This window comes from Mesorhizobium sp. M0239 (assembly GCF_040321815.1).
In the GTDB taxonomy this organism is placed as follows: Bacteria; Pseudomonadota; Alphaproteobacteria; order Rhizobiales; family Rhizobiaceae; genus Mesorhizobium.
On record NZ_JAMYSG010000005.1, the window covers coordinates 18,459 to 41,182 of the forward strand.

Here is a 22,724-nt window from a genome sequence, read left to right on the forward strand (position 1 = left end):
AACGTTACATCGCAGAGCAACCTGCCTGTTGCCCCGCTCCGATCGATGTTCTCGACCGCCTTGCGGGCAGAATGCTGGAAACAGTAGCAAAAATGCCTGTTCGTCGCTATCTGGATGGGTACATGGATAGTTTGTGCGCGGCGCAAGCGACGGAAGGCGAGTTGGAAACAGGATCATGGCGGCAAGGGATGTGCTGACGAAGAACCAGCTGTGCGTGCTCGAGAAACTCGAGACCGCCAGCGGACCGCTCAGTGCCTATACCTTGCTCGACCAACTGCGCGAGCGCGGTTTTCGCGCGCCTCTGCAGGTCTATCGAGCGCTCGACACGCTGGTGAAGTCAGGTTTCGTGCACCGGCTCGAAAGCATCAATTCTTTCGTCGCCTGCGCCGAGCCGCACGACCACAGCCATTCGATGACCGCCTTCGCGATATGCGACACATGTGGGCAGGTGACCGAAATGTCCGACCACGATGTCGGCCACAGCTTGGACGAATGGGTGCGCTCGACAGGCTTCGCCGCCAAGAAGGCGGTGATCGAGTTTCGCGGGACGTGTGCCAAGTGCCTGGCCGAAGCGGCTTGAGGCCCATCGCTTCGTCATCCTAGGGTCTACGCCGCGTCGCTTCGCTCCTTGCTTCGCCCTAGGATGACGAAGAGGCGGAGCGTCAATGCGCCTCGTCCCAGTTGTTGGCGGCGCGCGCATCGACATGCAGCGGCACCGACATCGATACCGCTGGCATCGCCGCGTTTTCCATGACGTGACGCACGACCGGGATCGTCGCCTCGACTTCCGCCTCGACGGTCTCGAAAATCAGTTCGTCATGCACCTGCAGCAGCATGCGTGCGGAAAGCCCTGCTTTTTCCAGCGCCTCCTCCATGCGGATCATGGCACGGCGGATGATATCGGCGGCGGTGCCTTGCAGGCGGGCGTTGATCGAGGCGCGTTCGTTGAAGGCGCGAAGCGAGGGGTTGGACGATCTTATGTCGGGGTAATGGATGCGACGGCCGAAGATCGTTTCGACAAAGCCATGCTCGCGGGCATAGGCCTTGGTCTCCTCGATGTAATCGCGGATGCCGGGGAAGCGCTCGAAATATTTCTTGATGTAGTTGCCGGCCTCCTCGCGCGGGATCGACAGCTGGTTGGCGAGACCAAAGGCCGAAATGCCGTAGATGATGCCGAAATTGATCGCCTTGGCGCGGCGACGGACTTCCGAAGGCATGCCCTCGACCGGCACGTTGAACATCTCAGACGCGGTGATGGCGTGGATATCGGCGCCGTCGGCGAAAGCCTGCCGCAATTGCGGGATCTCGGCGACATGGGCGAGCACCCGCAGTTCGATCTGGCTGTAGTCGGCCGAGACCAGCCGATGGCTCTTGTCGGTGATGAAGGCGGTCCTGATCTTGCGGCCTTCGGCGGTGCGCACCGGGATGTTCTGCAGGTTCGGATCGGAGGACGACAGCCGGCCCGTCGTCGTCGCCGCCAGCGCGTAGGAGGTGTGGACGCGCTTGGTGTCGGGGTGGATGAAGCCCGGCAGCGCATCGGTATAGGTCGATTTCAGCTTGGTCAGCTGGCGCCAGTCGACGATCTTGCGCGGCAGTTCGTGGCCTTCCGCGGCGAGATCTTCAAGAAGCTGCGCCGAGGTCGACCACTGGCCGGTCTTGGTCTTCGAACCGCCGGGCAGGCCCATGCGCCCGAACAGGATGTCGCCGAGCTGCTTTGGCGAGCCGATGTTGATGCGTTCGCCGATGAGCTGGTAGATCTCCTCTTCGAGGCGAGCGGCGCCCTGCGCCAGTTCGCCGGAGAGCCGCGACAGGATCTGCCGGTCGACCGAGATGCCGCGCTGTTCCATGCGCGCCAGCACCGGCACCAGCGGCCGCTCCAGCCGCTCATAGACCGACACTAGGCCTTTGGCGGCAAGCCGCGGTTTCAGCACCAGCCAGAGCCGCAGCGTCATATCGGCGTCTTCGGCGGCATGAGCGGTCGCCTTGTCGATGTCGACCTGATCGAAACCGACGGAGCTTTTGCCGGAGCCGGTGACGTCCTTGAGCAGGAGAGGGGTATGACCCAGCCATTTCTCGGCTAGCGAGTCCAGGCCGTGACCATGGGGCGTGCCGGCATCGAGCACGTAGGAGATCAGCATGGTGTCGTCGAACGGTGCGACATCGATGCCGTAGCGGCTCATGATGACAAGATCGTATTTCAGGTTCTGCGCGATCTTGAGAACCGATCTGTCTTCGAGCAGCGGTTTCAGCACGGCCAGCGCCTCGCGCAGCGGAATCTGGTTTTCGAGCGCGCCACCACCGAGCAGGTCGCCATTGCCGCTCATGTGGGCAAAAGGAATGTAGGCGGCGCGGCCGGGCGCTGTGGCGATGGCCATGCCGATCAGTTCGGCCTGCATCGGATCAGCCGATGTTGCCCTGACATCGAAGGCGGTGATGCCGGCCTCTCGCGCCTCGGCGACCCAGGCTTTCAGGGCCGAGATATCGCGGATGCAGTGATAGGCCGAAGTGTCGATCTTGCCGGTGGCCGCGCGCTCCAGCCTTAGTGCCGCGAGCAGGGAAGGGGTATCGCCTTGTTTTGACGTCTCCGCCGTCCCGCCGGCTTCGTCCGATCCAGTGCCGGACGCGTTTCGGGCAACCGGCGGCAAACCGGCCCCAACATCCGGGCCATGGGCATGGTCGGCGCGTTCGACGGTGACCGCGACGGCCTGGACATCGCCGGCCTCGGTGCTGGTCGCCTCCGCGACACGGCGGGTCAGTGACGTGAATTCCATGGTCTTCAAGAAACCGATCAGCTTCGGGCCGTCCGGCGCGTGCAGGACGAAATCGTCCAGTCCCTCGGCGACCGGCACATCGTTCATCAGCGTCACCAGCTGACGCGAAATGCGCGCCTTGTCGGCGTTGGCGATGATCGATTCGCGCCTCTTGTCCTGCTTGATCTCGCCGGCCCGGGCCAGCAGCGTGTCGAGGTCACCGAACTGTTCGAGCAGTTGCGCCGCCGTCTTCGGCCCTATGCCGGGCACACCAGGCACATTGTCGACCGAATCGCCGGTCAGTGCCTGCAGATCGACCATCTTCTCCGGCGGCACGCCCCATTTTTCGATGACTTCCGGAATGCCGATCTGGCGGTCCTTCATCGGGTCGTACATGGCGACCGTGTCGCCGACCAGCTGCATCAGATCCTTGTCGGAGGAGATGATGGTGGTGTCGCCGCCAGCTTCGCAGGCCAGCCTCGCATAGGTGGCGATCAGATCGTCGGCCTCGTAGCCTTCGATCTCGACGCAGGGCAGGTTGAACGCCCTGGTCGCCTGGCGGATCAGGCCGAATTGCGGGATCAAATCTTCCGGCGGTGCCGAGCGGTTGGCCTTGTATTCGGGGTAGAGGTCGTTGCGGAAGGTTTTCGACGAATAGTCGAAAATGACGGCGAAATGCGTTGGCACAATGCCTACATCGGTGTTGCGGGCGTCGAGCATCAGCTTCCACAGCATGTTGCAGAAGCCGGAAACGGCGCCCACCGGCAGGCCGTCGGATTTGCGGGTCAGCGGCGGCAGCGCGTGATAGGCACGGAAGATGTAGCCGGAGCCGTCGACAAGGAAGAGATGATCGCCTTTTTTCATGCCGGCAGGGATAGCGCGGCGCGGCGGCTTGGTCCATGCCAAAGGCAGCCTCAACTATCGGTTCCGGCAACACCCTGACAGATCGCCGTCACCCCGCTCACGCCTATGTTACAAAACTGTAATTTTCGTGCCCTTGAATCGCCATGTTCAGAGACCCAAATACACGTCATCGGCAGTTTTCGCCGAGTCCGGAGCAAGGCCCGTCCCCCGCCTATCCCGGACACCTGCGGCAGCCTATCCCCCCTCTCCGGGCTGCCGCATCGTTTCGAGTAGAAGGCCGCCGTGGTTCCCCCTCCACCACGGCGGTCTTTTTTATCCCAGACAGACGTTTGCAGCCCGTGGTCCAATGATCGCGGGCTTTTCGTTTTGCTGTCCTGCCTTTACGGTTCGGGTTCTGAATCGAAAGGCTTCACATATGTCCGCAGTTTCCCCCGTCCTCGACCGTCTCGACAAGAATCTCGACCAGAGCCTCGAACGCCTGTTCGGCCTGCTCAGGATCAAGTCGATCTCCACCGATCCGGCCTATGCCGCCGACTGCCGCAAGGCGGCGGAATGGCTCGTGGCGGAGCTCAAGCTGATCGGCTTCGATGCCAGTGTGCGCGACACGCCCGGACACCCGATGGTGGTCGCCCATCACGATGGCCCGGCCGGTTCGCCGCATGTGCTGTTTTACGGCCATTATGACGTGCAGCCGGTCGATCCGATCGAATTGTGGGAAAGCGACCCGTTCGCCCCCGCGGTCAAGGAGGTCGGCCCGGATCACAAGGTGATCACCGGACGCGGCTCGGCCGACGACAAGGGCCAGCTGATGACCTTCGTCGAGGCCTGCCGCGCCTGGAAGCAGGTGCACGGCAATTTGCCTTGCCGCATCACCATCCTGTTCGAGGGCGAAGAGGAATCCGGCTCGCCCTCGTTGAAGCCGTTCCTCGAAGCCAATGCCGACGAACTCAAGGCCGATTTCGCGCTGGTCTGCGATACTGGCATGTGGGACCGCGACACGCCGTCGATCTGCGTCGGGCTGCGCGGGCTGGTCGGTGAGGAGATCACGGTGAAGGCGGCCGATCGCGACCTACATTCGGGCCTCTATGGGGGTGCCGCCGCCAACCCGATCCGCATCCTGGCCAAGGTGCTGGCCGATATCCACGACAAGGACGGTCACATCACCATTCCCGGCTTCTATGACGGCGTCGAGGAAACGCCGTCGCAGATCCTGAAATCTTGGGAGACGCTGGGCGAGACGGCCGAGACGTTCCTCGGGCCAGTCGGCCTGTCGATCCCGTCGGGCGAAAAGGGCCGCTCCGTGCTGGAGTTGACCTGGGCGCGGCCGACGGCCGAGTTCAACGGCATCATCGGCGGCTACACCGGCAAGGGCTTCAAGACGGTGATCGCGGCCGAAGCCTCGGCGAAGGTGTCGTTTCGCCTCGTACACAAGCAGGATCCCAAGAAAATCCGCGCGGCGTTCCAGAAATTCGTCAAGGAGCGGATTCCGGCCGACTGCTCGGTCGAATTCCATCCGCATGGCGGCTCGCCGGCAATCCAGCTTTCCTACGACTCGCCCTTCCTGGCCAAGGCCAAGGATGCGCTGTCCGACGAATGGCCGAAGCCGGCGGTGACGACGGGCAGCGGCGGGTCGATACCGGTGGTCGGCGACTTCCAGACCTATCTCGGCATGGAATCGCTGCTGGTCGGGTTCGGCCTCGACGACGACCGCATCCACTCGCCCAACGAGAAATACGAGCTCAGCTCCTTCCACAAGGGCCAGCGCTCCTGGGCGCGGATTCTCGATGCGCTGACCCGCTGACGCGGCGTGAAAATCAACTTTCAGTTGATTTTTCAGCGGAACGCGGCGAGGACGGGCCACAAGACAAAGCGCTACAGCGTCCCTTGCGGGTCAAGGGACGCGCAAGGCTCGACCGGAGAAGACAATGGCCGATATCCGTTTCCACAAGCATGATCTGCCCGACCTCTCGCACTACAATGTCGGGGCAGTGGCCATCGACACCGAAACGCTGGGGCTCAATCCGCATCGCGACCGGCTGTGCGTGGTGCAGATTTCGCCTGGCGACGGCACGGCCGATGTGATCCAGATCGCGCCCGGCCAGAAGAAGGCGCCGAACCTCGTCAGCCTGCTGCGGAACCGCGGCGTAACCAAGCTGTTCCACTACGGACGCTTCGACCTTGCCGTGCTCTACAATGCGTTCGGCGTCATGCCCGAGCCGGTGTTCTGCACCAAGATCGCCTCGCGGCTGACCCGCACCTACACCGACCGCCACGGGCTGAAGGACATCTGCTTCGAGCTTCTTGGCGTCGGCCTCTCCAAGGCGCAGCAATCGTCGGACTGGGCGGCCGAGACGCTGTCGCCCGAACAGCTCGAATATGCAGCTTCCGATGTGCTCTATCTGCACCGGTTGCGCGATGTGCTGGCCGGACGGCTGGCGCGCGATGGGCGGATCAAGGAAGCCGATGCCTGCTTCCGCTTCCTGCCGACGCGTGCCAAGCTTGACCTGATGGGCTGGGACGAAGAGGATATCTTCGCCCATAGCTGACGGTCGTCGGCGCGCTCCGCGGCCGGTGAGCGTTTGGAACCGGATGCAGGCCGCCGCGTTCTGTCGGCTCAGTTTGTCGGTGCAATTGGGGGATGATGACATGGCGGACAGAAAGCCGATGCGACCGCACCGACAGATGGCTCCAAGGTCTCCGTGACCTGGAAGGACAGCGACGGCGTCATCAACGAATCCATCGCGCAATATCGCGACGACGGCTGGTGGGTCTATATCGACAGTCACACGCAAAAGAAGGTCGAGCCGACCAGTTGGCGCCCTGCCGCAAGCGACGATGACGATCAATGATGGCGCCGCTGGTGAGGCCGGCCGCTTTCGAATAGCCTGAAGCTGTTGATATCGAGGCCGATTCGGAGCTTTCCGTTCCGCCGTCGTCCTCTTGCTCGGAGGAACTCTCTATGGGTGTCGAAAGCCTGCTCGTCTTCATCATCATCGGTGCCATCGCCGGCTGGCTCGCCGGTCTTATCGTTTCCGGCTTCGGCTTCGGTCTGATCGGCAACATCATTGTCGGTATCGTCGGCGCGTTCATCGCTGGCTGGCTGTTCCCGAGGATCGGATTTTCCATCGGCGGCGGCACTCTCGCCGCGATCATCCATGCCACAATCGGCGCCATCATCCTGCTGGTGCTGGTCAAGGTCCTGAAAAGAGCCTGAGGCTCGACAACGCAAAGAGCGCGCCATGAAACAGAATACGCTCTATCTCGTCATTGGCGCGCTCGTCGTCGTGGTCATTGCGCTCGGCATCTACGTCTATCGCGAGCAGACCAAACCCAAAGGCGTCGAACTCAAGATCGACGACAAGGGCATTTCGATCCAGCAGAACTAGCCTGCACCGGTGGGGCAGATGCAGGAGCGCGACATGGGGGCTTCCGACGCGCCGGAAGACGACGATCCGCCCAGAATTACCGTCGCGGAATGGGAGAGGCTGAACAGGCCGCCAAGGCGCGAGGCGCTGTTGCGCTATCATTGGCGGGTGTTTCGCTTTCTGAGGACATCCGCGCCGGTCAGCGAATTGCAAGGGCAAGAGCAGGTATTCCGCGGTGCGGTCGTCGCCACCGTGGCCTTCAACCGGCCCGAAATGATCGAATGGCAGATCCACCTGGTGCGCCGATACGTTGCCGAGCACGAGAGCTACATCGTCTTCGACAACAGCAAGAAGGACGAGGCGAGGCAAGCGATCCGCGATCTCTGCCGTCGCCAGCATGTTCCCTATGTGGCATTGCCGAAGAACAGGCTGGTCGTCAGCAGATCGCACGGTCAAGCGCTCAACTGGATCGTGCGGAATTTCTTGCCTGGGTTCGGGCCGAAGCTTTTCGGCTTCATCGATCATGACATCTTTCCAACTGAACCATTTTCGATCCGCGACCGGATGGAGGGCAAGAGCCTCTACGGCAGCGTGCGGCGCGATACGCCGACACCAGGCGGCTGGTTTTTGTGGCCCGGCTTCTGTTTTTTCGATGGAAGCCTGTTGCGACGGCGGCTGGATTTCGCCCCGAGCTACAAGTTTCATATGGATTCCGGCGGCGGCAACTGGCCGGTGCTCTACAGGTCGATCGACCCGGCGATGGTTCGGTTCGCTGAAAACAAATCGCTTCGCTTCGGCGCTGGACATGATCAATCCGAGGATTTTTTCATGGTGGTCGATGGCTGGCTGCATGTAACGAACGCCTCGAACTGGAGGCGACAGCAGGTTGACAGGAGCGAACACATTCTCGCGCTGTTGCGGCAAGCGGGCGGTCCCGACCAGCCGGATGTGAAGTTCGAGCCCATCTGAAATCAGGTCTGAGGCGGGTGGTGTTGACAGAAAACGCTGAGGGGCCTGTTGCATTGCGGCCTGAAATCCAGGGGCTGCGTGGCATTGCCGTTGCCCTGGTGGTGGTTTTCCACATCTGGCCCGCGGTTCTTCCTGGTGGGTATGTCGGGGTCGATGTGTTCTTCGTCATCTCGGGCTATCTCATCACCGGTCTGCTTGCCCGCATGGCGTTGCGCGATGGTCGCATCTCGCTGATGGCCTTTTATTCGCGGCGAGTGCGGCGACTGCTGCCGACTGCGATCCTGGCCCTTCTTGCCACGCTCGCCGGAACGCTGGTCTTCCTGTCCATGGCCCGTTGGGAAGAGACGGCGATCCAGGTCGCTGCCAGTGCGCTCTATGTGCAGAACTGGCGGCTTGCCTGGCAGGCGGTCGACTATCTCGGCGCCGAGGAGGCGGCGAGCCCGGTACAACATTACTGGTCTCTATCGATCGAGGAGCAGTTCTATATCGTCTGGCCATTGCTGATGGTGGCAGGCCTTTGGCTGGCGCGCCGTCTCGGGCGGCCAGCGAAAGGCGTATTCCTCGTAGGGCTGACCGCGGTTTTTGCCGGATCGCTGATCGCCTCGGTTCTCATCACCCGGAGCGATCCGGCCGCCGCTTATTTCGTAACCCATACCCGTCTGTGGGAGCTGGCGCTCGGTGGCCTGCTGGCGCTGACGGTCCATCGGTTCAGGGCAGGGCTGCCATTGCGCACCGCAATGGCGATGACCGGTATTGGCGCTATCGGGTTTTCAGCGCTTTTCCTTTCCGCCTCGACGCCATTTCCTGGCGCTCTTGCGTTGCTGCCGACCCTGGGAACGGTGCTCATCATTGCCGCCGGCGGCATCAAACTAGGTCGGTTTCGCGCACTTGACGCCAGCATCCTTTGCTATGTCGGCGACCGGTCGTATTCGATCTACCTCTGGCATTGGCCGCTGGTTGTTTTCTATTCGGCGCATCGCCCCGCCGCCGGGCTCTTTGCAGGTGTCGTGCTGATCGCCCTGACGCTGGCAATCTCGGACCTGTCCTACCGATATGTCGAACAGCGCTACCGGCAGCCGCGGCCGGATACGGAACGGAAACCTCTGGCCTATGCCACTGCCGCCGTTGCCGTCTGCGTGATGGTGTCGGGTGGGTTCGGCTATGCGCTCGACAGGCAAGACGTCGATATCACCCTGATCGGGACACCGAATTATCCAGGGCCGGCAGCGCTGCTTGCCAACGCTTCGGTTCCGCGCGACGTGGAACTGCTGCCATCCCTCGGCAAACTCAGGCGTGACGTACCGATCGTCTATCGACTGAAATGCCATCAGGAGCAGGACAGCACGCAAGCTGTGGGCTGCCAGCTCGGCGATCCCCAGGGAACCAGGACCATTGTCGTCGCAGGCGATTCACACGCAGCACAATGGATCCCGGCCATCGACGAGATTGCCAGGGACCGCAAGTGGAAACTGGTCACCTTCACCAAGGCTGCATGCCCTTTCACCCTTGCCGCGGTGACGGATGACGGTAAGCCGTATGAGGCCTGCGCAACATGGCGCGACAACGTTCTCGCCGAGATCAGGAAATTGCGGCCAGACCTGATGTTCACCAGCCAGTCTCGCTATTCCGACACACCGGAGCCAGCAATGATCGACGGTTTGCGCGGCATCTGGAGCGACTTGAACAGAGCCGGCGTGCGCATTATCGCCATCCGGAACACGCCTTTCGTCAAGTTCGATCCCGGTGATTGCCTGGCCGCCGATCCCGACAAATGCGTCAACGCGCGACACGAGGTGGAGACGAGCGACGTCTTCGCCCTCGCCGCAGGGGCATTGCCGGGGGTCCGCGTCGTTGACATGAACGATGCCTTATGTGGCAAGAACAGCTGTTCGGCCGTGGTCGGCAACATCATCGTCTGGCGCGACCATCACCATATGACGGCCACCTATGCGCTGGCGCTGGCGCCCTATCTGGCGAAGGCGGCGGGTCTCTAGCGAGATATCAAGGCGTAGCGGCTTTTTCGCATCAACATCGTTGACCAATGCCAAGGCCGGCATTCGGACACGACTTAACCCGCCCTTAAATCGCCGCATCTACTCTTCAACCCGAACGCCATAGGCATCGGGGATATCAAGCACAGCGCATGGCGAACCGCAGGGACAGTCGCATCGAACCCAGTTTCGAGGGGCCGCCGCAGGCGCGGTCCTCGGCGGGTCTTTCGGTGAACGAGGAGGATCGCGTCGTGCCGAGCAATCGCAAAGCCTCCGCAAAACGCAAGCCGGCCAAAGGGAAATCGTCGCGGGCCAAGCGCGGCAGAAGCCGGCGCGGCCTGTTCGGTGTGCTCGGCCGGCTGTTCTACTGGTGCTTCGTGCTGGCCATCTGGGGCGGCATCGGCGTGGCCGGCATCGTCGTCTACTATGGCGCCAAGATGCCGGCGGCGACGACCTGGTCGATTCCCGACCGCGCCCCCAACATCAAGATCGTTTCGGCAGATGGCCAATTGCTCGCCAATCGCGGCATGAGCGGTGGCGAGGCCGTCGGCCTGCATGAAATGTCGCCCTATATCCCGGAAGCCGTCATCGCTATTGAAGATCGGCGCTTCTACTCGCATTTCGGTATCGACCCGATCGGGCTTTCTCGCGCCATGGTCACCAATGTGCTTGGCGGGCATTTCTCGCAGGGCGGTTCGACGCTGACCCAGCAATTGGCGAAGAACCTGTTCCTGACACCCGACCGCACGCTGGAGCGCAAGGTGCAGGAAGTGCTGCTGGCGCTGTGGCTGGAGCACAAGCACACCAAGGACCAGATCCTCGAAATGTACCTCAACCGGGTCTATTTCGGTTCCGGCGCCTATGGCGTCGAGGCCGCCTCGCGCCGCTATTTCGGCAAGAGCGCGCGTGACGTCACCCTGTCGGAAGCCGCATTGCTTGCCGGCCTGTTGAAGGCGCCGTCGCGGCTGTCGCCGGCACGCGATCCGAAGGCCGCCGAGGAACGCTCGCAACTGGTGCTTGCCGCCATGCGCGACGAGGGAAAGATCAGCGCCAAGGAACTGACCTCGGCAATGAGCGCGCCGGCAACGCGTGCGCCGTCCTACTGGACCGGCTCGGAGAATTACGTCGCCGATACCATCATGGAGGAACTGCCCGACCTGATCGGCGACGTACGCGGCGACATCGTCATCGACAGCACCGTCGACCTGAACCTGCAGAAGCTCGCCGAACAATCGATCCGCAGGCTGATCGACGACAGCGGCAAGAAGCTCAACGTCAGCCAGGGCGCCCTGGTGTCGATCGACGATTCCGGCGCGGTGCGCGCCATGGTCGGCGGCTACGACTATTCGACGAGCCAGTTCGACCGTGCTTCGGAGGCACGTCGCCAGCCGGGCTCGGCGTTCAAGCCGTTCGTCTATATGGCCGCGCTCGAAGCCGGTCGCACGCCCGACAGCATCCGCAACGATGCGCCGATCAAGATCGGCAATTGGACGCCCGACAATTACGGCGGCAAGTATTTCGGCAAGGTGACGCTGGCCACCGCGCTGGCCAAGTCGCTGAACTCGGTGGCGGCGCAACTGACCATGGAGGTCGGGCCGAACGCGGTCGTCGAGGCGGCGCACCGCATGGGCATCCAGTCCGATCTGCAGTCCAACACCTCGATCGCGCTCGGCACTTCGGAAGTGACGCCGCTGGAGCTGACCTCGGCCTATGTCCCCTTTGCCAATGGCGGCTACAAGCCCGACATCCATTTCATCCGGCGCGTGACGACCACCGAGGGCAAGGTGCTTTACGACAGCGGCGGCGGCAGCGCGCCGCGCGTCGTCAAGCCTGAGATCGTGGGCATGATGAACTCGATGATGACGGGCACGGTTGAGATCGGCACTGCCCGGAAAGCGGCTTTCGCCTGGCCATCGGCCGGCAAGACCGGCACCAGTCAGAATTCGCGCGACGCCTGGTTCGTGGGCTACACCGCCAACCTCACCACCGGTGTGTGGTTCGGCAATGACGATGGCAGCCCGATGAAGAAGGTCACCGGCGGCGCACTGCCGGCGCAGGCCTGGCACGAGTTCATGGTTGCGGCCCACGAGGGTGTGCCGGTGCGGCCACTGCCCGGCACCTGGAAATCGACGCCGGCCGACACATTCGTCCCCGACGAGATACCCTCGGCGAACAACACGGCGCCGGTTCCGTCAACGTCGGTCGGCCAGCAGGCTCCGGCGCGGCCAGCAGCGCCGGTTGCCCAAGCGCCGTCCCGCGCGGCCCGTCCCGCCCAAACCGTAGATGCCGATGGCCTTTCCATGCCAGAGGATGACGGCGCCACCGCATCGATCAAGCACCCGGTGCCGCCAGGCGACGTCGGCGGTCCGCGCAAAAAGCGGCAGACCTCCATCCTCGACCTCCTTGGCGGCTGATCCGATCCGCTAATTCCGTGGTTTGGCGTTGCCCAATTTCTTGCTGTCAAAGGTCAGGTTGTCGCTGTGAATCTTGCCATCGCGGACGGTAAGGTGCTTGGCGCAGGAAAGCGCGCCGGACGACTTTGTCATCAAGTCATACATCAGCAGCGCCTGGTGATCGTCGCCGAAAGCAGCGATCATGCGCACACCGGTCACATCCTGTGAAAGTTTGGTCAGGCCCTTCAGGTAGGGGGCCTTGCCGGTCGATTGCTGCATCGGCCCATCAAAAACGACGTCGTCGGCGACATAGGATGCTGGCTTTTCGAGGTCGTGGCCTGTCCACGCCTTGGTGAAGGCCGTGGCGATGTCGAGGGGTGCTGTCTGTGTCATGGCTCTGTCCGATTGATTTGATGTGAAACCCCGCACCCTTGTCCTGCACTCCCGAACCAACGGCGAGTTGGCTTCCCGGTTCCTCCTTTGACGTGAATGGTGACATTTCGGCCTCTCGCCACCTCGGCGGCGTTCGGCTACATCTGCCGGCCGGAGACCTTGAAATGACTGAACTCGACACCAGAAAGACCATCGTGCTGACCGGCGCCAGCCGCGGCATCGGCCACGCCACCGTCAAGCGTTTTTCGCGCGAGGGCTGGCGCGTCATCACCTGCTCCAGGCAGGCTTTCGCCGAGGATTGCCCGTGGCCGGCCGGGCCGGAAGACCACATCAAGGTCGATCTCGCCGATCAGGAGGATGTCGGCATCGCCGTCTCCGAAATCCGCCACCGGCTGGAAGCGCATGGCGGCCAGCTGCATGCACTGGTCAACAATGCCGGCATTTCGCCGAAGCTCAAGGACGGCAACAGCCGCATGGATTCGATCGACACGCCGATGCATGTCTGGCGCGACGTGTTCCAGGTCAATTTCTTCGCGCCGATCATGCTGGCGCGCGGCCTGTTCAAGGAACTGGCGGCGGCCAAGGGCTCGATCGTCAACGTAACCTCGATCGCCGGAACCCGCGTGCATCCCTTCGCCGGCACGGCCTACGCCACATCGAAAGCGGCACTCGGCTCGCTGACGCGCGAGATGGCACATGATTTCGGCCCGCACGGCATCCGCGTCAATGCCATTGCGCCCGGCGAGATCGACACCGCGATCCTGTCGCCGGGCACTGACAAGATCGTCGAGACCATCCCTCTCAGGCGCCTTGGCACCACGGCGGAAGTCGCCGACATCATCTTCTTCCTGTGTTCGCAGCAGGCGTCCTACGTGACCGGCTCGGAAATCCACATCAATGGCGGTCAGCATGTGTGACAAATCAGGGTGCTCATCCGGTTATTGTGAGAACGGCCTTGCCGCTGAAGCTGCGCTGTCGCAGTGCGTCCAGCACTTGGGCGATGTCTGTCCACGGCACGGTCAAGGCCACGCGCGTTTCGAGCCGGCCGGCTGCGACCAGAGCGAGCAGCGAGGCGATGTCCTCGCCAATGCCTGGACCAGACGTGTAGTACGCGAAAGTCTGAAGCCTCGCTCCTTCACGATCCGGAACGAACTGGCGGAATCCGACGGGCGTCAGTTCGCCGCTGCTCGAACCGAACATGACGATGGTCCCGCCAGGTGCGATGCGCTCGATCGCGTGAGCGAGGCTTTTGCCGCCCACCGACTCCGTGATCAGCGAGAACGGTCCCTCGGCCAGATCGATCGCTTCGACAACCTGCTCGGCTCCAAGGCCGCGGAGATCCTCGGCGTGCCGGGCGGCGGCGATTGCCGTCACCGAGGCGCCCTGCTCGCGGGCAAGCTGGACCTGGAAACGGCCGACCGCGCCGCTTGCACCGGTAATCAGCACCTGCTGGCCGGTCAGGTCGCCGCCATGGCGTAGAGTCCTCAGCGCCGTCGTGCCCGCGACTGGCAACGTGGCGGCGGCGGCAAAGCTGACGTCATCGGGCAGGACGGCGAGACGGTCGGTCGGAACGGCGACACGTTGCGCCCATCCGGCTTCATCGACCAAAGCCGCGACGCGGGCGCCAACGGCCGGTCCTGAGCCATCGGCTGCTGCCCGTTCGACGATCCCACCGATGTCCTGGCCGGGTATCCAGCCGTTCGGACGTATGCTGAGCAGGCGCAGTTCGCCGCGATTCAACGAGGTCGCGTGGACCGAGACAAGCGCCTCGTTCGAGGCCGGTTGAGGCTCGGCAAGCTCTGAGATCCTCAGTCCGGTCGCGCTGTCGGAGGAGATGACGAGGGCGAGCATGGTTGATACCTCCTAGCTGCGCGGCGGTCGCACCGCTCATTCGCAAGTGTACCTTATCGACTTTTGCCTTTGAATAATTTAGATATGAAAGCAATTGATCGCTAAAAACTGTCAATCATGAGACAGCCCCTCAGCTACCCCTGGCTCGATTTCGATGTGGATGACCTTTCCGCGCCTGCGATTGCCGTGCGCGTCGATATCCCAGAGACCAGAGCGGAGGTACCCTCCCATTGGCACCGCAAGGGCCAACTCGTTTTCGCGCTTGCAGGCGGCGTCACATGCCGCGTCCCAAGCGGTTTATGGATGGTGCCGCCGCATTGCGGGGTGTGGATCCCCGGCGGCATGGAGCACAGCAATGTCGCAACCGCCAACGCCCGGATTTTTTTCGTCTACATAGAGCCGGGAGCCGCCGATCTGCCGGAGCGGTGCTGCACGCTTTCGATCTCGCCACTGCTGCGCGAATTGATCATCGAGCTTTCCGATCGGCTGCAGGACGACGAGGCGAGGGGCGAACTCTTGATCAAGATACTGCTCACCGAATTGCCACGCATGGCTGTCCAGCAGCTACACCTGCCGATCTCGTCCGAGCCGCGCTTGAACAGGATCGCCGAGGCGTTGGCGCAGGATCCCGCCGACCGCAGCACACTGGCGGAATGGGCCAATCGCGTGGCGCTCAGCGAAAGCAGCCTCGCCCGCCTTGTGGCAAAGGAGACAGGGCTGAGTTTCGGGCGCTGGCGCCAGCAATTGCACTTGATCGTTGCAATTCGGGAACTGGCTTCCGGCAAAAGTGTCCAGCAGGTCTCGGGCGATCTCGGCTATGGTTCCGTTACGGCCTTCATCACCATGTTCAAGAAGGCGCTTGGGAAGCCGCCGGCCAAATACCTCAGTGGCATCGCGCAAAATGGCGGCTCTGCATTCGTGGCGTGATGCTCGCTTGAAAGGGTGGTCGAGCCGATCACGGTGCCAGCGTGCGAGAGTGCAGCCTGGGCTTTGGAACTCAGGCCACCGATGGCTCGGCGGTTTCGCGCCTCAACTCCGGTTTGGGACCGAGAACTTCTTCCACAATCCCGCGCGCAATCTCGCGTTCACCCATGATCACCGTATCGGCGCCCAAACCCTTGAGATGTTCGACCTCGGCGTCGGAATGGGCACGAGCGATGACGTTGATGCCAGGGTTGGCGGTGCGGGCTCGGAGCACGATCTGGCCGGCTTCGAAGGCATTGGGGATGGCAAGGATCAGCCGGCTGGCGCCTTCGGGATTGGCGGCGGCGAACACTTCGGCATTGGCCGCATTGCCGGCGACGGTCTCGATGCTGTCCGCTTTCAATTTCGCCAGCGTCTTGTCGGCGTCCTCGATGACCAGGAAGGGCATTGCCGCGTCTTTCAGCGCCGAGCCGACCAGGCCACCGACACGGCCGTAGCCGATCAGGATAGCATGGCCGGTGAGTGCCGTCTTTGGAGGCGGGCCGTCCTCCTTTTTCGTCGTTGCCGCGACAGAGGCTACCTGGCCCGGCTCCGTCGCCGGACCAACCGGTTTTGCCTCGACCGGTGGTGCCGTCCTGGCGGCGCGCCGTTCCAGCCACGGCTTCATCCAGTCGATGGCCAGGAACATCAGCGGGTTGAGGACAATCGACAGGATCGCACCGGCCAGAATGAGGTCGCGGCCCTGTTCCGGCAGCAGCTTCAGCCCGACGCCGAGTTCAGCCAGAATGAAGGAGAATTCGCCGATCTGGGCAAGGCTTGCCGAAATTATCAGCGCCGTGGCGATGGGATAGCCGAAGGCGACAACGATGGCGAATGCGGCCAGTGATTTGCCAATGACGATGATGGCCAGCGTCGCCAGGATCGGCCAGCCATTGCTGATCAGGCTGAACGGGTCGAACAGCATGCCGACCGAGACGAAGAACAGCACGGAGAAGGCATCGCGCAGCGGCAGCGATTCCTCGGCGGCGCGGTGGCTGAGCTCGGACTCGCTCATGATCATGCCGGCGAAGAAGGCGCCCAGCGCCAGCGAGACACCGAATAGTTTTGCCGCACCGAAGGCGACGCCGAGCGCGATGGCCAAAACCGCCAGCCGGAACAGTTCGCGCGAGCCGGTATGGGCGACGTAATGCAGGATCCAGGGAATGACCCGGCGGCCGACCACCAGCATGACGATCACGAAAGCGGCGACCTTGGCCAGCGTGATGCCGACGACGCCCCAGATGCCGTAGCTGGCCGGCAGCGACAGCAGGCCGCTCGCATGGGCGTCAGCCTGCTCCTGACCGCCGAGCACGCCAGCGAGCGCCGGCAGCAGCACCAGCGCCAGCACCATGGCCAGATCCTCGACGATCAGCCAGCCGACGGCGATGCGGCCGCGCTCGGTCTCGATCATCCGCCGTTCCTGCAGGGCACGCAGCAGCACCACGGTCGAGGCCACCGACAGCGCCAGGCCGAACACCAGCCCCGCGCCCATCGACCAGCCAAGCATCCAGGCAAGACCGGCGCCAAGTGCGGTGGCGAAGCCGATCTGGACGATGGCGCCCGGCACGGCGATGGCACGCACCGACAGCAGATCCTTCAGCGAGAAGTGCAGCCCGACGCCGAACATCAGGAGGATGACGCCGATTTCGGCCAGTTCGTTGGCAAGGCCGGCATCGGCGACGAAGCCAGGCGTGTTCGGCCCGACCAGCACGCCGGCTACGAGATAGCCGACCAGCGGCGGAATGCGGAAGCGATTGGCGAGAGCCCCGAAGACGAAAGCCAGCCCCAGACCGGCGACGATGGTGGCGATAAGGGGCGTGTCATGCGGCATTGTCTATGGAGCGCCTTTCAAAAACAGCGATGTTGGATGAGCGCCGCCCAAAGCCGCCGCCTGTTTGCAATATGGTGGATGGTATGTCGGCGATGCAACCCGCAAAGCCATGAAATCGACGGCGCTGCCGCAAATATTTGACCGGCAGCTGAGAAAGCTGCCGGTCAAATCGGAATTTATGCGGTGCTATTCGTCTCGATCGGTCAGGGCCGATCGACAATGATCAGGCTGCCTGCAGCAAGGCCTCGATTTCCGGTATGGCATGGTTGGTCAATGTCTTGGGAATTTCGGCGGTCACCTTGTCCCCGACCTCCTTGTGCAGCTTTTTGCGCATTGTCCCAAGCACCACCGGCGGTGCGACCAGCACGATCTCGCTGAATTCGCCGTCATGCGCGAGCTTGTAGAGCCGGGCGGCGATTTCATCGGCGAAACGCTCCTTGCCGATGCGGTGCCAATCCGTATCCTCGACCGCGCTGCGGTGTACGGAGGGACCATCATTGTATCGGCCCGGGCTGTCACTGCCTTGCTCGCGGGTGGGCGGGTTGTCCTGCTGCATTTCCTGCACCACCTCGAGATTCGGATATTTATTGTCGCCAGCGTTCCTGAGGAAAAGCGCCTTCTCGCCATCGGCCACCATGACCCAGATACCGTGCTTGAGTATGATTGTGTTCATGATGACAGGCTCCTTTTCAGCCGCGTGGTGGCCTTTCGTGGCGTTCCGCAGCCGGGTTTCGATCCGATATGACAGGCCTTTTGAGAACGCGCCCGGAGCCACTAATGTTCCAGTCGGCAGCCGCGTCGGCGTTGGACATTCTGGCTATCCAGAGTTCGCGGCTTTAATCTACTAATTTGGTAGAATTTAGAAAAAACGGTTTTGCGGCTTTTCTCCCCAGGCGCTAAAAGACCCGGAAAACAAGGCCTGCGACAGCAGCTTGAATCCGCTCCATCTGTAAACGAGAAATATTTTTCTCTTGGCCGGGATGCTTTCAGAAAAGCAATTGCATCCCGATAAGGGATGCGCGAGTGCGTTCCTTCTGGTTTCTCGCGCCCGCGCGTAGAACTGCAAGCTCATTCAGGATTCCGCTCGCGTCCATGTCGCACACTGCTCCCAAGCTCAACGCCTTCCCCGTGTTCATGCGGGTCGAGGGCGAAGCCGTGGCCATCGTCGGCGGCGGCGAAGAGGCGCTGGCCAAGGCGCGGCTGATCGGACAGTCGAGTGCGGTCCTGCGGATTATCGCGGAACACGCCGAGCCCGACCTGCTCGCCTTCGTCGCCCAGGCCGGCGCGAGCCATTTTGCCGCCGCTTACGACGCATCGCAGCTCGAAGGCGCGATCATGGTGTTTGCCGCCAGCGGCGACGAGGAACTCGACCGTCGGGTGGCTGCGGATGCGCGCCGCCTAAGCATTCCGGTCAATGCCGTCGATCGGCCTGAGCTTTGCGATTTCTTCACCCCGGCGCTGGTCAACCGCGCGCCAGTCGCCATCGCCATCGGCACCGAAGGCGCCGGGCCGGTGCTTGCGCAGATGCTGCGCGGCCGCATCGACCGTATGCTGTCGCCGTCGCTCGGGCCGCTGGCAACGCTTGCCGCTTCGTTTCGCGGGGCTGCCGAGAAGCTGCTGCCGAGAGGCAATGCCCGGCGCCGCTTCTGGAATGATTTCTTCACTGGTGCTCCTGCACGCGCGGCTGAAATCGGTCAGCTTTCGCAGGCGCATGATGCTGCCGTCGATATTCTGCTGTCGAACACGCCCGCTTGCGGTCACATCGCGCTGGTTGGCGCCGGTCCGGGCGCCGAGGATCTACTGACCTTGCGGGCCCATCGTCTGCTGATGGAAGCCGATGTCATCGTCCATGACGCGCTGGTGCCGGAGGCGGTCGTTGCCATGGGTCGCCGCGATGCCGAGCGCCTGCCGGTCGGAAAGCGCAAGGGCTGCCACACCAAGAGCCAGGCTGAGATCAATGCGCTGCTGGTCGAGCTTGGCCGTGAAGGCAAGCGTGTCGTGCGGCTGAAGTCAGGCGATCCGCTGGTGTTCGGCCGGGCCGGCGAAGAGATGGCGGCACTTCGCGATGCCGGCATCGCCTATGAGGTGGTTCCGGGTGTCACCGCGGCCTTTGCTGCCGCCGCCGATTTCGAACTGCCGCTGACCTTGCGCGGTGTCTCCTCGTCGATGGTGTTCACCACCGGCCACGATCTCAAGGGCAATTCGCTGCCCGACTGGGCCAAGCTCGCCATTTCCGGCGCCACCGTCGCCGTTTATATGGGCCGCTCGGTGGCCGCCGAGGTTGCCGGACGGCTGATCGAGGCCGGTCTGTCGCCAGATACGGCGGTGGCCGTGGTCGAGAATGCCAGCCTCGCCAACCGGCGTCGCTTCCACGGCACGCTTGCCGACCTGCCGTCGCTGGAAACGCGCGCCGATCTTTCCGGCCCGGTCATGACCATCATCGGCGATGCGGTCGCCGGCGCCAACTTTGAACGGTCCGAGCCGCTGGCGGCACACAGGCATGAAGGCGCGTCCAGTTCGGTCGCCGAAGGAGTTCAGCAATGAAGATACTGACCGCCAACCGCCTCACCGACGGTATTGCCGTCTGGTACGCCGATGGCGGCTGGGCCGAGACGGTGGACCATGCCGACCTCGCCCATGACAAGGCAGCCGAGGACAGGCTCGAGGCGATCGGCGCCAAGGCCTATGCCGCCAACGAAGTGGTCGACGTCAATTTGATCGACGCTGAAGTCGTCAACGGCGTCGTCCAACCGGTGCGGCTGCGCGAGAAGATCCGCGCCGCCGGCCCGACAATCCGCAACGATCTCGGCAAGCAGGCTGCGCGGGCAGCATAACCGAGACACCAGGCATGGGCGGACGCGCCCTGAAAGACCAAGCATGTACCGTTACGATGAGTTCGACCACGATTTTGTCCAGGCCCGCGTCGCGGAGTTCAGCGACCAGGTGCAGCGTCGTCTTGCCGGCGAGATCACCGAGGACCAGTTCCGGCCATTGAGGCTGATGAACGGCGTCTATCTCCAACTGCACGCCTACATGCTGCGCATCGCGGTGCCTTACGGCACGCTGAACGGCAAGCAGTTGCGCATGCTTGGCCACATCGCCCGCAAATACGATAAGGGCTATGGCCATTTCACCACGCGCCAGAACATCCAGTTCAACTGGCCGGCGCTGTCGGACATTCCGGCGATCCTGGCGGATCTCGCGAGCGTTGAGATGCATGCCATCCAGACCAGCGGCAATTGCATCCGCAACGTCACCGCAGACCACTTCGCTGGCGCTGCCGCCGACGAAGTCGCCGATCCGCGTCCCTACGCGGAAATCCTGCGCCAGTGGTCGTCGGTGCATCCGGAATTCTCGTTCCTGCCGCGCAAATTCAAGATCGCGGTGACGGGTGCCGAGCGCGACCGCGCCGCCATTCAGACCCACGACATCGGCCTGCACCTGAAGAAGAACGCCGCCGGCGAACTCGGTTTTGCCGTCTATATCGGCGGCGGCCAGGGTCGCACGCCAATGGTTGCCCGGAAAATCCGCGACTTCCTGCCGGAAGCCGATCTTTTGTCTTACTGCACGGCGATCCTGCGCGTTTACAACCTCTATGGCCGCCGCGACAACAAATACAAGGCGCGCATCAAGATCCTCGTCCATGAGACCGGCGTCGAGGAGATCACCCGCCAGGTCGAGGCCGAGTGGCAGGAGTTGAAGGACGCCGAGTTGAAGCTGCCGGAAGCCGACATCCGCGCCATCGAGGCCTATTTCGCGCCACCGGTGCTCGCTGGGCGGCCGGAAGGCGACCAGGCGGTCAAGCTGGCGCGGCTCGATTCCAAGGGGTTTTCGGAGTGGCTCGACCAGAACGTCGTGACGCACCGCCATCCCGACTATGCGGCGGTGACGATCTCGCTGAAGGGCATCGGCGAGGTGCCCGGCGACGCTTCGGACAGCCAGATGGAAGCGATCGCCGACATCGCCGAGAAATATGGCTTTGACGAGCTGCGTGTCAGCCATGAGCAGAACCTGATCCTGCCGCATGTGGCCCGCGCCGACCTCAAGGCGGTCTATGATGCGCTGGTCGGCATCGGTCTGGCGACAGCCAACTCCAACCTGATATCGGACATCATCGCTTGCCCGGGCCTCGATTATTGCGCGCTGGCCACGGCGCGCTCGATCCCGATCGCGCAGGAAATCTCGCAACGCTTCGCCTCGCTGGAACGGCAGCGCGAGATCGGCGAACTGAAGCTGAAGATCTCCGGCTGCATCAACGCCTGCGGTCATCACCATGTCGGCCACATCGGCATCCTCGGCGTCGAGAAGAAGGGCTCCGAACTCTATCAGGTGACGCTGGGCGGCTCGGCAGACGAGAACACCTCGGTCGGCGAGATCATCGGCCGCGGCTTCTCGTCGGAAGAGATCACCGACGCCATCGAACAGATCGTCGAGACCTATCTCGGCCTTCGGCTCGACCCACAAGAGAAATTCATCGACGCCTACCGCCGAGTCGGTCCCGCGCCGTTCAAGGAGGCGCTCTATGCTGGCGAAGCCAAGGCCGCTTGACCGTATCGGAGACGTCGATGACGGCATCGCCGCCAAAGCGGCGGGGCTCGACGCGCTCTACGGTCATCTGAAGCCGATCGAGATCATCGAACGCTCGGCCCGCGAACTGTTCCTCGACGAGATCGCTGCGGTGTCGTCGTTCGGCGCGGACTCGGCTGTGCTGCTGCACATGATCGCCAAGATCGACCGGACACTGCCGGTCATCTTCCTCGACACCGGCAAGCATTTCGAGGAGACGCTCGGCTATCGCGACGCGCTCGCCGCCGATTTCGGGCTGACCAACATAAGGGTGATCAAACCCGAGGAAGCAGCACTCGAACGGATCGATCCGACGGGCAATCTGCATCAGAGCAACACCGACGCCTGCTGCGATGTACGCAAGGTCGAGCCGTTGGCGCGTGGCGTTGCACCCTTCCGCGCCTGGTTAACCGGCCGCAAGCGCTTTCAGGCCGCGACACGGGCAGCGCTGCCGGTGTTCGAGGCCGTCGGTCCGCGCATCCGCATCAATCCGCTGGCACACTGGACGACATCGGATCAGGCCGACTACATGCGCGCGCATGCGCTGCGCGAAAATCCACTGGTCGCCTATGGCTATCTGTCGATCGGCTGCTTCCCGTGCACGCAGCCGGTGCAGCCGGGCGAGGACGCGCGCAGCGGCCGCTGGGCTGGTCACGCCAAGACCGAGTGCGGCATTCACCTGTCGGGGCTGGAGAAGTCGCTGACCGACGCATCACTATAGGGTATGCTGAAATTCAGCCGGCCTGCGAACGGCGACCTTCATCCGGAGGCCGCCGGCTTTGCGTGGG

General features: G+C 63.0%; 19 protein-coding genes and 1 pseudogene. 15 read left to right on the plus strand and 5 right to left on the minus strand.

Translation table 11 applies throughout. The features are described 5' to 3' along the window. The first annotated feature begins 175 nt into the window (after positions 1–175). Entirely contained in the window at positions 176–580 is a 405-nt protein-coding gene (locus tag NKI99_RS05955; protein WP_013529546.1) for a Fur family transcriptional regulator, read from the plus strand. 82 nt (positions 581–662) lie between these two features. Here the strand turns inward: NKI99_RS05955 and polA are convergent, their stop codons facing one another. Next, positions 663–3,614 (minus strand): DNA polymerase I, encoded by a 2,952-nt coding sequence (polA, locus tag NKI99_RS05960; RefSeq protein ID WP_023812503.1) that lies wholly within the window; start codon positions 3,612–3,614, stop codon positions 663–665. A gap of 415 nt (positions 3,615–4,029) precedes the next feature. On the opposite strand from polA, the gene NKI99_RS05965 reads away from it, so the two are divergent. From NKI99_RS05965 to NKI99_RS06000, 8 genes and pseudogenes are all read left to right on the plus strand, one after another. Beyond that, positions 4,030–5,415, plus strand: a complete 1,386-nt coding sequence (locus NKI99_RS05965; protein WP_352610150.1) for a M20/M25/M40 family metallo-hydrolase — start codon at positions 4,030–4,032, stop codon at positions 5,413–5,415. A 124-nt stretch (positions 5,416–5,539) separates the two neighbouring features. Further along, entirely contained in the window at positions 5,540–6,160 is a 621-nt protein-coding gene (locus tag NKI99_RS05970) for a ribonuclease D (protein WP_031213535.1), read from the plus strand. A gap of 100 nt (positions 6,161–6,260) precedes the next feature. Then, positions 6,261–6,463 (plus strand): annotated as a pseudogene (locus NKI99_RS05975) (hypothetical protein). A 110-nt stretch (positions 6,464–6,573) separates the two neighbouring features. Further along, positions 6,574–6,828: a GlsB/YeaQ/YmgE family stress response membrane protein gene (locus tag NKI99_RS05980; protein WP_013529551.1), complete on the plus strand. Its 255-nt coding sequence runs from the start codon at positions 6,574–6,576 to the stop codon at positions 6,826–6,828. 25 nt (positions 6,829–6,853) lie between these two features. Further along, positions 6,854–7,000: a hypothetical protein gene (locus tag NKI99_RS05985; RefSeq protein ID WP_013529552.1), complete on the plus strand. Its 147-nt coding sequence runs from the start codon at positions 6,854–6,856 to the stop codon at positions 6,998–7,000. Between the two features lie 33 nt (positions 7,001–7,033). Further along, the gene (locus NKI99_RS05990; protein ID WP_352610152.1) at positions 7,034–7,948 is read left to right on the plus strand and encodes a hypothetical protein; all 915 of its coding nucleotides are present in this window, start codon (positions 7,034–7,036) and stop codon (positions 7,946–7,948) included. A 23-nt stretch (positions 7,949–7,971) separates the two neighbouring features. Beyond that, the gene (locus NKI99_RS05995) at positions 7,972–9,942 is read left to right on the plus strand and encodes an acyltransferase family protein (protein WP_352610154.1); all 1,971 of its coding nucleotides are present in this window, start codon (positions 7,972–7,974) and stop codon (positions 9,940–9,942) included. Between the two features lie 149 nt (positions 9,943–10,091). Continuing rightward, entirely contained in the window at positions 10,092–12,353 is a 2,262-nt protein-coding gene (locus tag NKI99_RS06000; RefSeq protein ID WP_127296407.1) for a transglycosylase domain-containing protein, read from the plus strand. Positions 12,354–12,362: 9 nt separating this feature from the next. Here NKI99_RS06000 and NKI99_RS06005 read toward each other — a convergent pair whose 3' ends face one another. After that, a complete protein-coding gene (locus NKI99_RS06005) occupies positions 12,363–12,725 on the minus strand; it encodes a nuclear transport factor 2 family protein (RefSeq protein ID WP_352610157.1) in 363 nt (120 codons plus the stop codon). A gap of 164 nt (positions 12,726–12,889) precedes the next feature. Between NKI99_RS06005 and NKI99_RS06010 the strand changes: the two genes are divergently transcribed. Next, entirely contained in the window at positions 12,890–13,642 is a 753-nt protein-coding gene (locus NKI99_RS06010; protein WP_023812510.1) for an SDR family NAD(P)-dependent oxidoreductase, read from the plus strand. A 13-nt stretch (positions 13,643–13,655) separates the two neighbouring features. Here the strand turns inward: NKI99_RS06010 and NKI99_RS06015 are convergent, their stop codons facing one another. Further along, a complete protein-coding gene (locus tag NKI99_RS06015; protein WP_352610160.1) occupies positions 13,656–14,576 on the minus strand; it encodes a zinc-binding dehydrogenase in 921 nt (306 codons plus the stop codon). 117 nt (positions 14,577–14,693) lie between these two features. On the opposite strand from NKI99_RS06015, the gene NKI99_RS06020 reads away from it, so the two are divergent. After that, positions 14,694–15,503 carry an AraC family transcriptional regulator gene (locus NKI99_RS06020; protein WP_352610161.1) on the plus strand — a complete coding sequence of 270 codons (810 nt, stop codon included), beginning with the start codon at positions 14,694–14,696 and terminating at the stop codon, positions 15,501–15,503. 70 nt (positions 15,504–15,573) lie between these two features. On the opposite strand, the gene NKI99_RS06025 is transcribed toward NKI99_RS06020, so the two are convergent. Further along, positions 15,574–17,370: a cation:proton antiporter domain-containing protein gene (locus NKI99_RS06025; RefSeq protein ID WP_352610164.1), complete on the minus strand. Its 1,797-nt coding sequence runs from the start codon at positions 17,368–17,370 to the stop codon at positions 15,574–15,576. A 223-nt stretch (positions 17,371–17,593) separates the two neighbouring features. Beyond that, positions 17,594–18,043: a baeRF12 domain-containing protein gene (locus tag NKI99_RS06030; RefSeq protein WP_023812513.1), complete on the minus strand. Its 450-nt coding sequence runs from the start codon at positions 18,041–18,043 to the stop codon at positions 17,594–17,596. A 419-nt stretch (positions 18,044–18,462) separates the two neighbouring features. Here NKI99_RS06030 and cysG point away from each other — a divergent pair, with 419 nt between their 5' ends. Genes cysG through NKI99_RS06050 form a run of 4 tightly spaced genes read left to right on the plus strand, consistent with a single transcriptional unit; the run spans position 18,463 to position 22,657 of the window. Continuing rightward, positions 18,463–19,914, plus strand: coding sequence for a siroheme synthase CysG (cysG, locus tag NKI99_RS06035; protein ID WP_352610166.1), 1,452 nt, complete (start codon positions 18,463–18,465; stop codon positions 19,912–19,914). Beyond that, positions 19,911–20,204, plus strand: a complete 294-nt coding sequence (locus tag NKI99_RS06040; protein ID WP_027037731.1) for a DUF2849 domain-containing protein — start codon at positions 19,911–19,913, stop codon at positions 20,202–20,204. Before cysG ends, NKI99_RS06040 begins: the two co-directional genes overlap by 4 nt. Before the next feature lie 43 nt (positions 20,205–20,247). Next, positions 20,248–21,918, plus strand: a complete 1,671-nt coding sequence (locus NKI99_RS06045; RefSeq protein ID WP_128303223.1) for a nitrite/sulfite reductase — start codon at positions 20,248–20,250, stop codon at positions 21,916–21,918. After that, positions 21,893–22,657, plus strand: a complete 765-nt coding sequence (locus tag NKI99_RS06050) for a phosphoadenylyl-sulfate reductase (protein WP_127272509.1) — start codon at positions 21,893–21,895, stop codon at positions 22,655–22,657. Before NKI99_RS06045 ends, NKI99_RS06050 begins: the two co-directional genes overlap by 26 nt. Positions 22,658–22,724 lie beyond the last annotated feature (67 nt).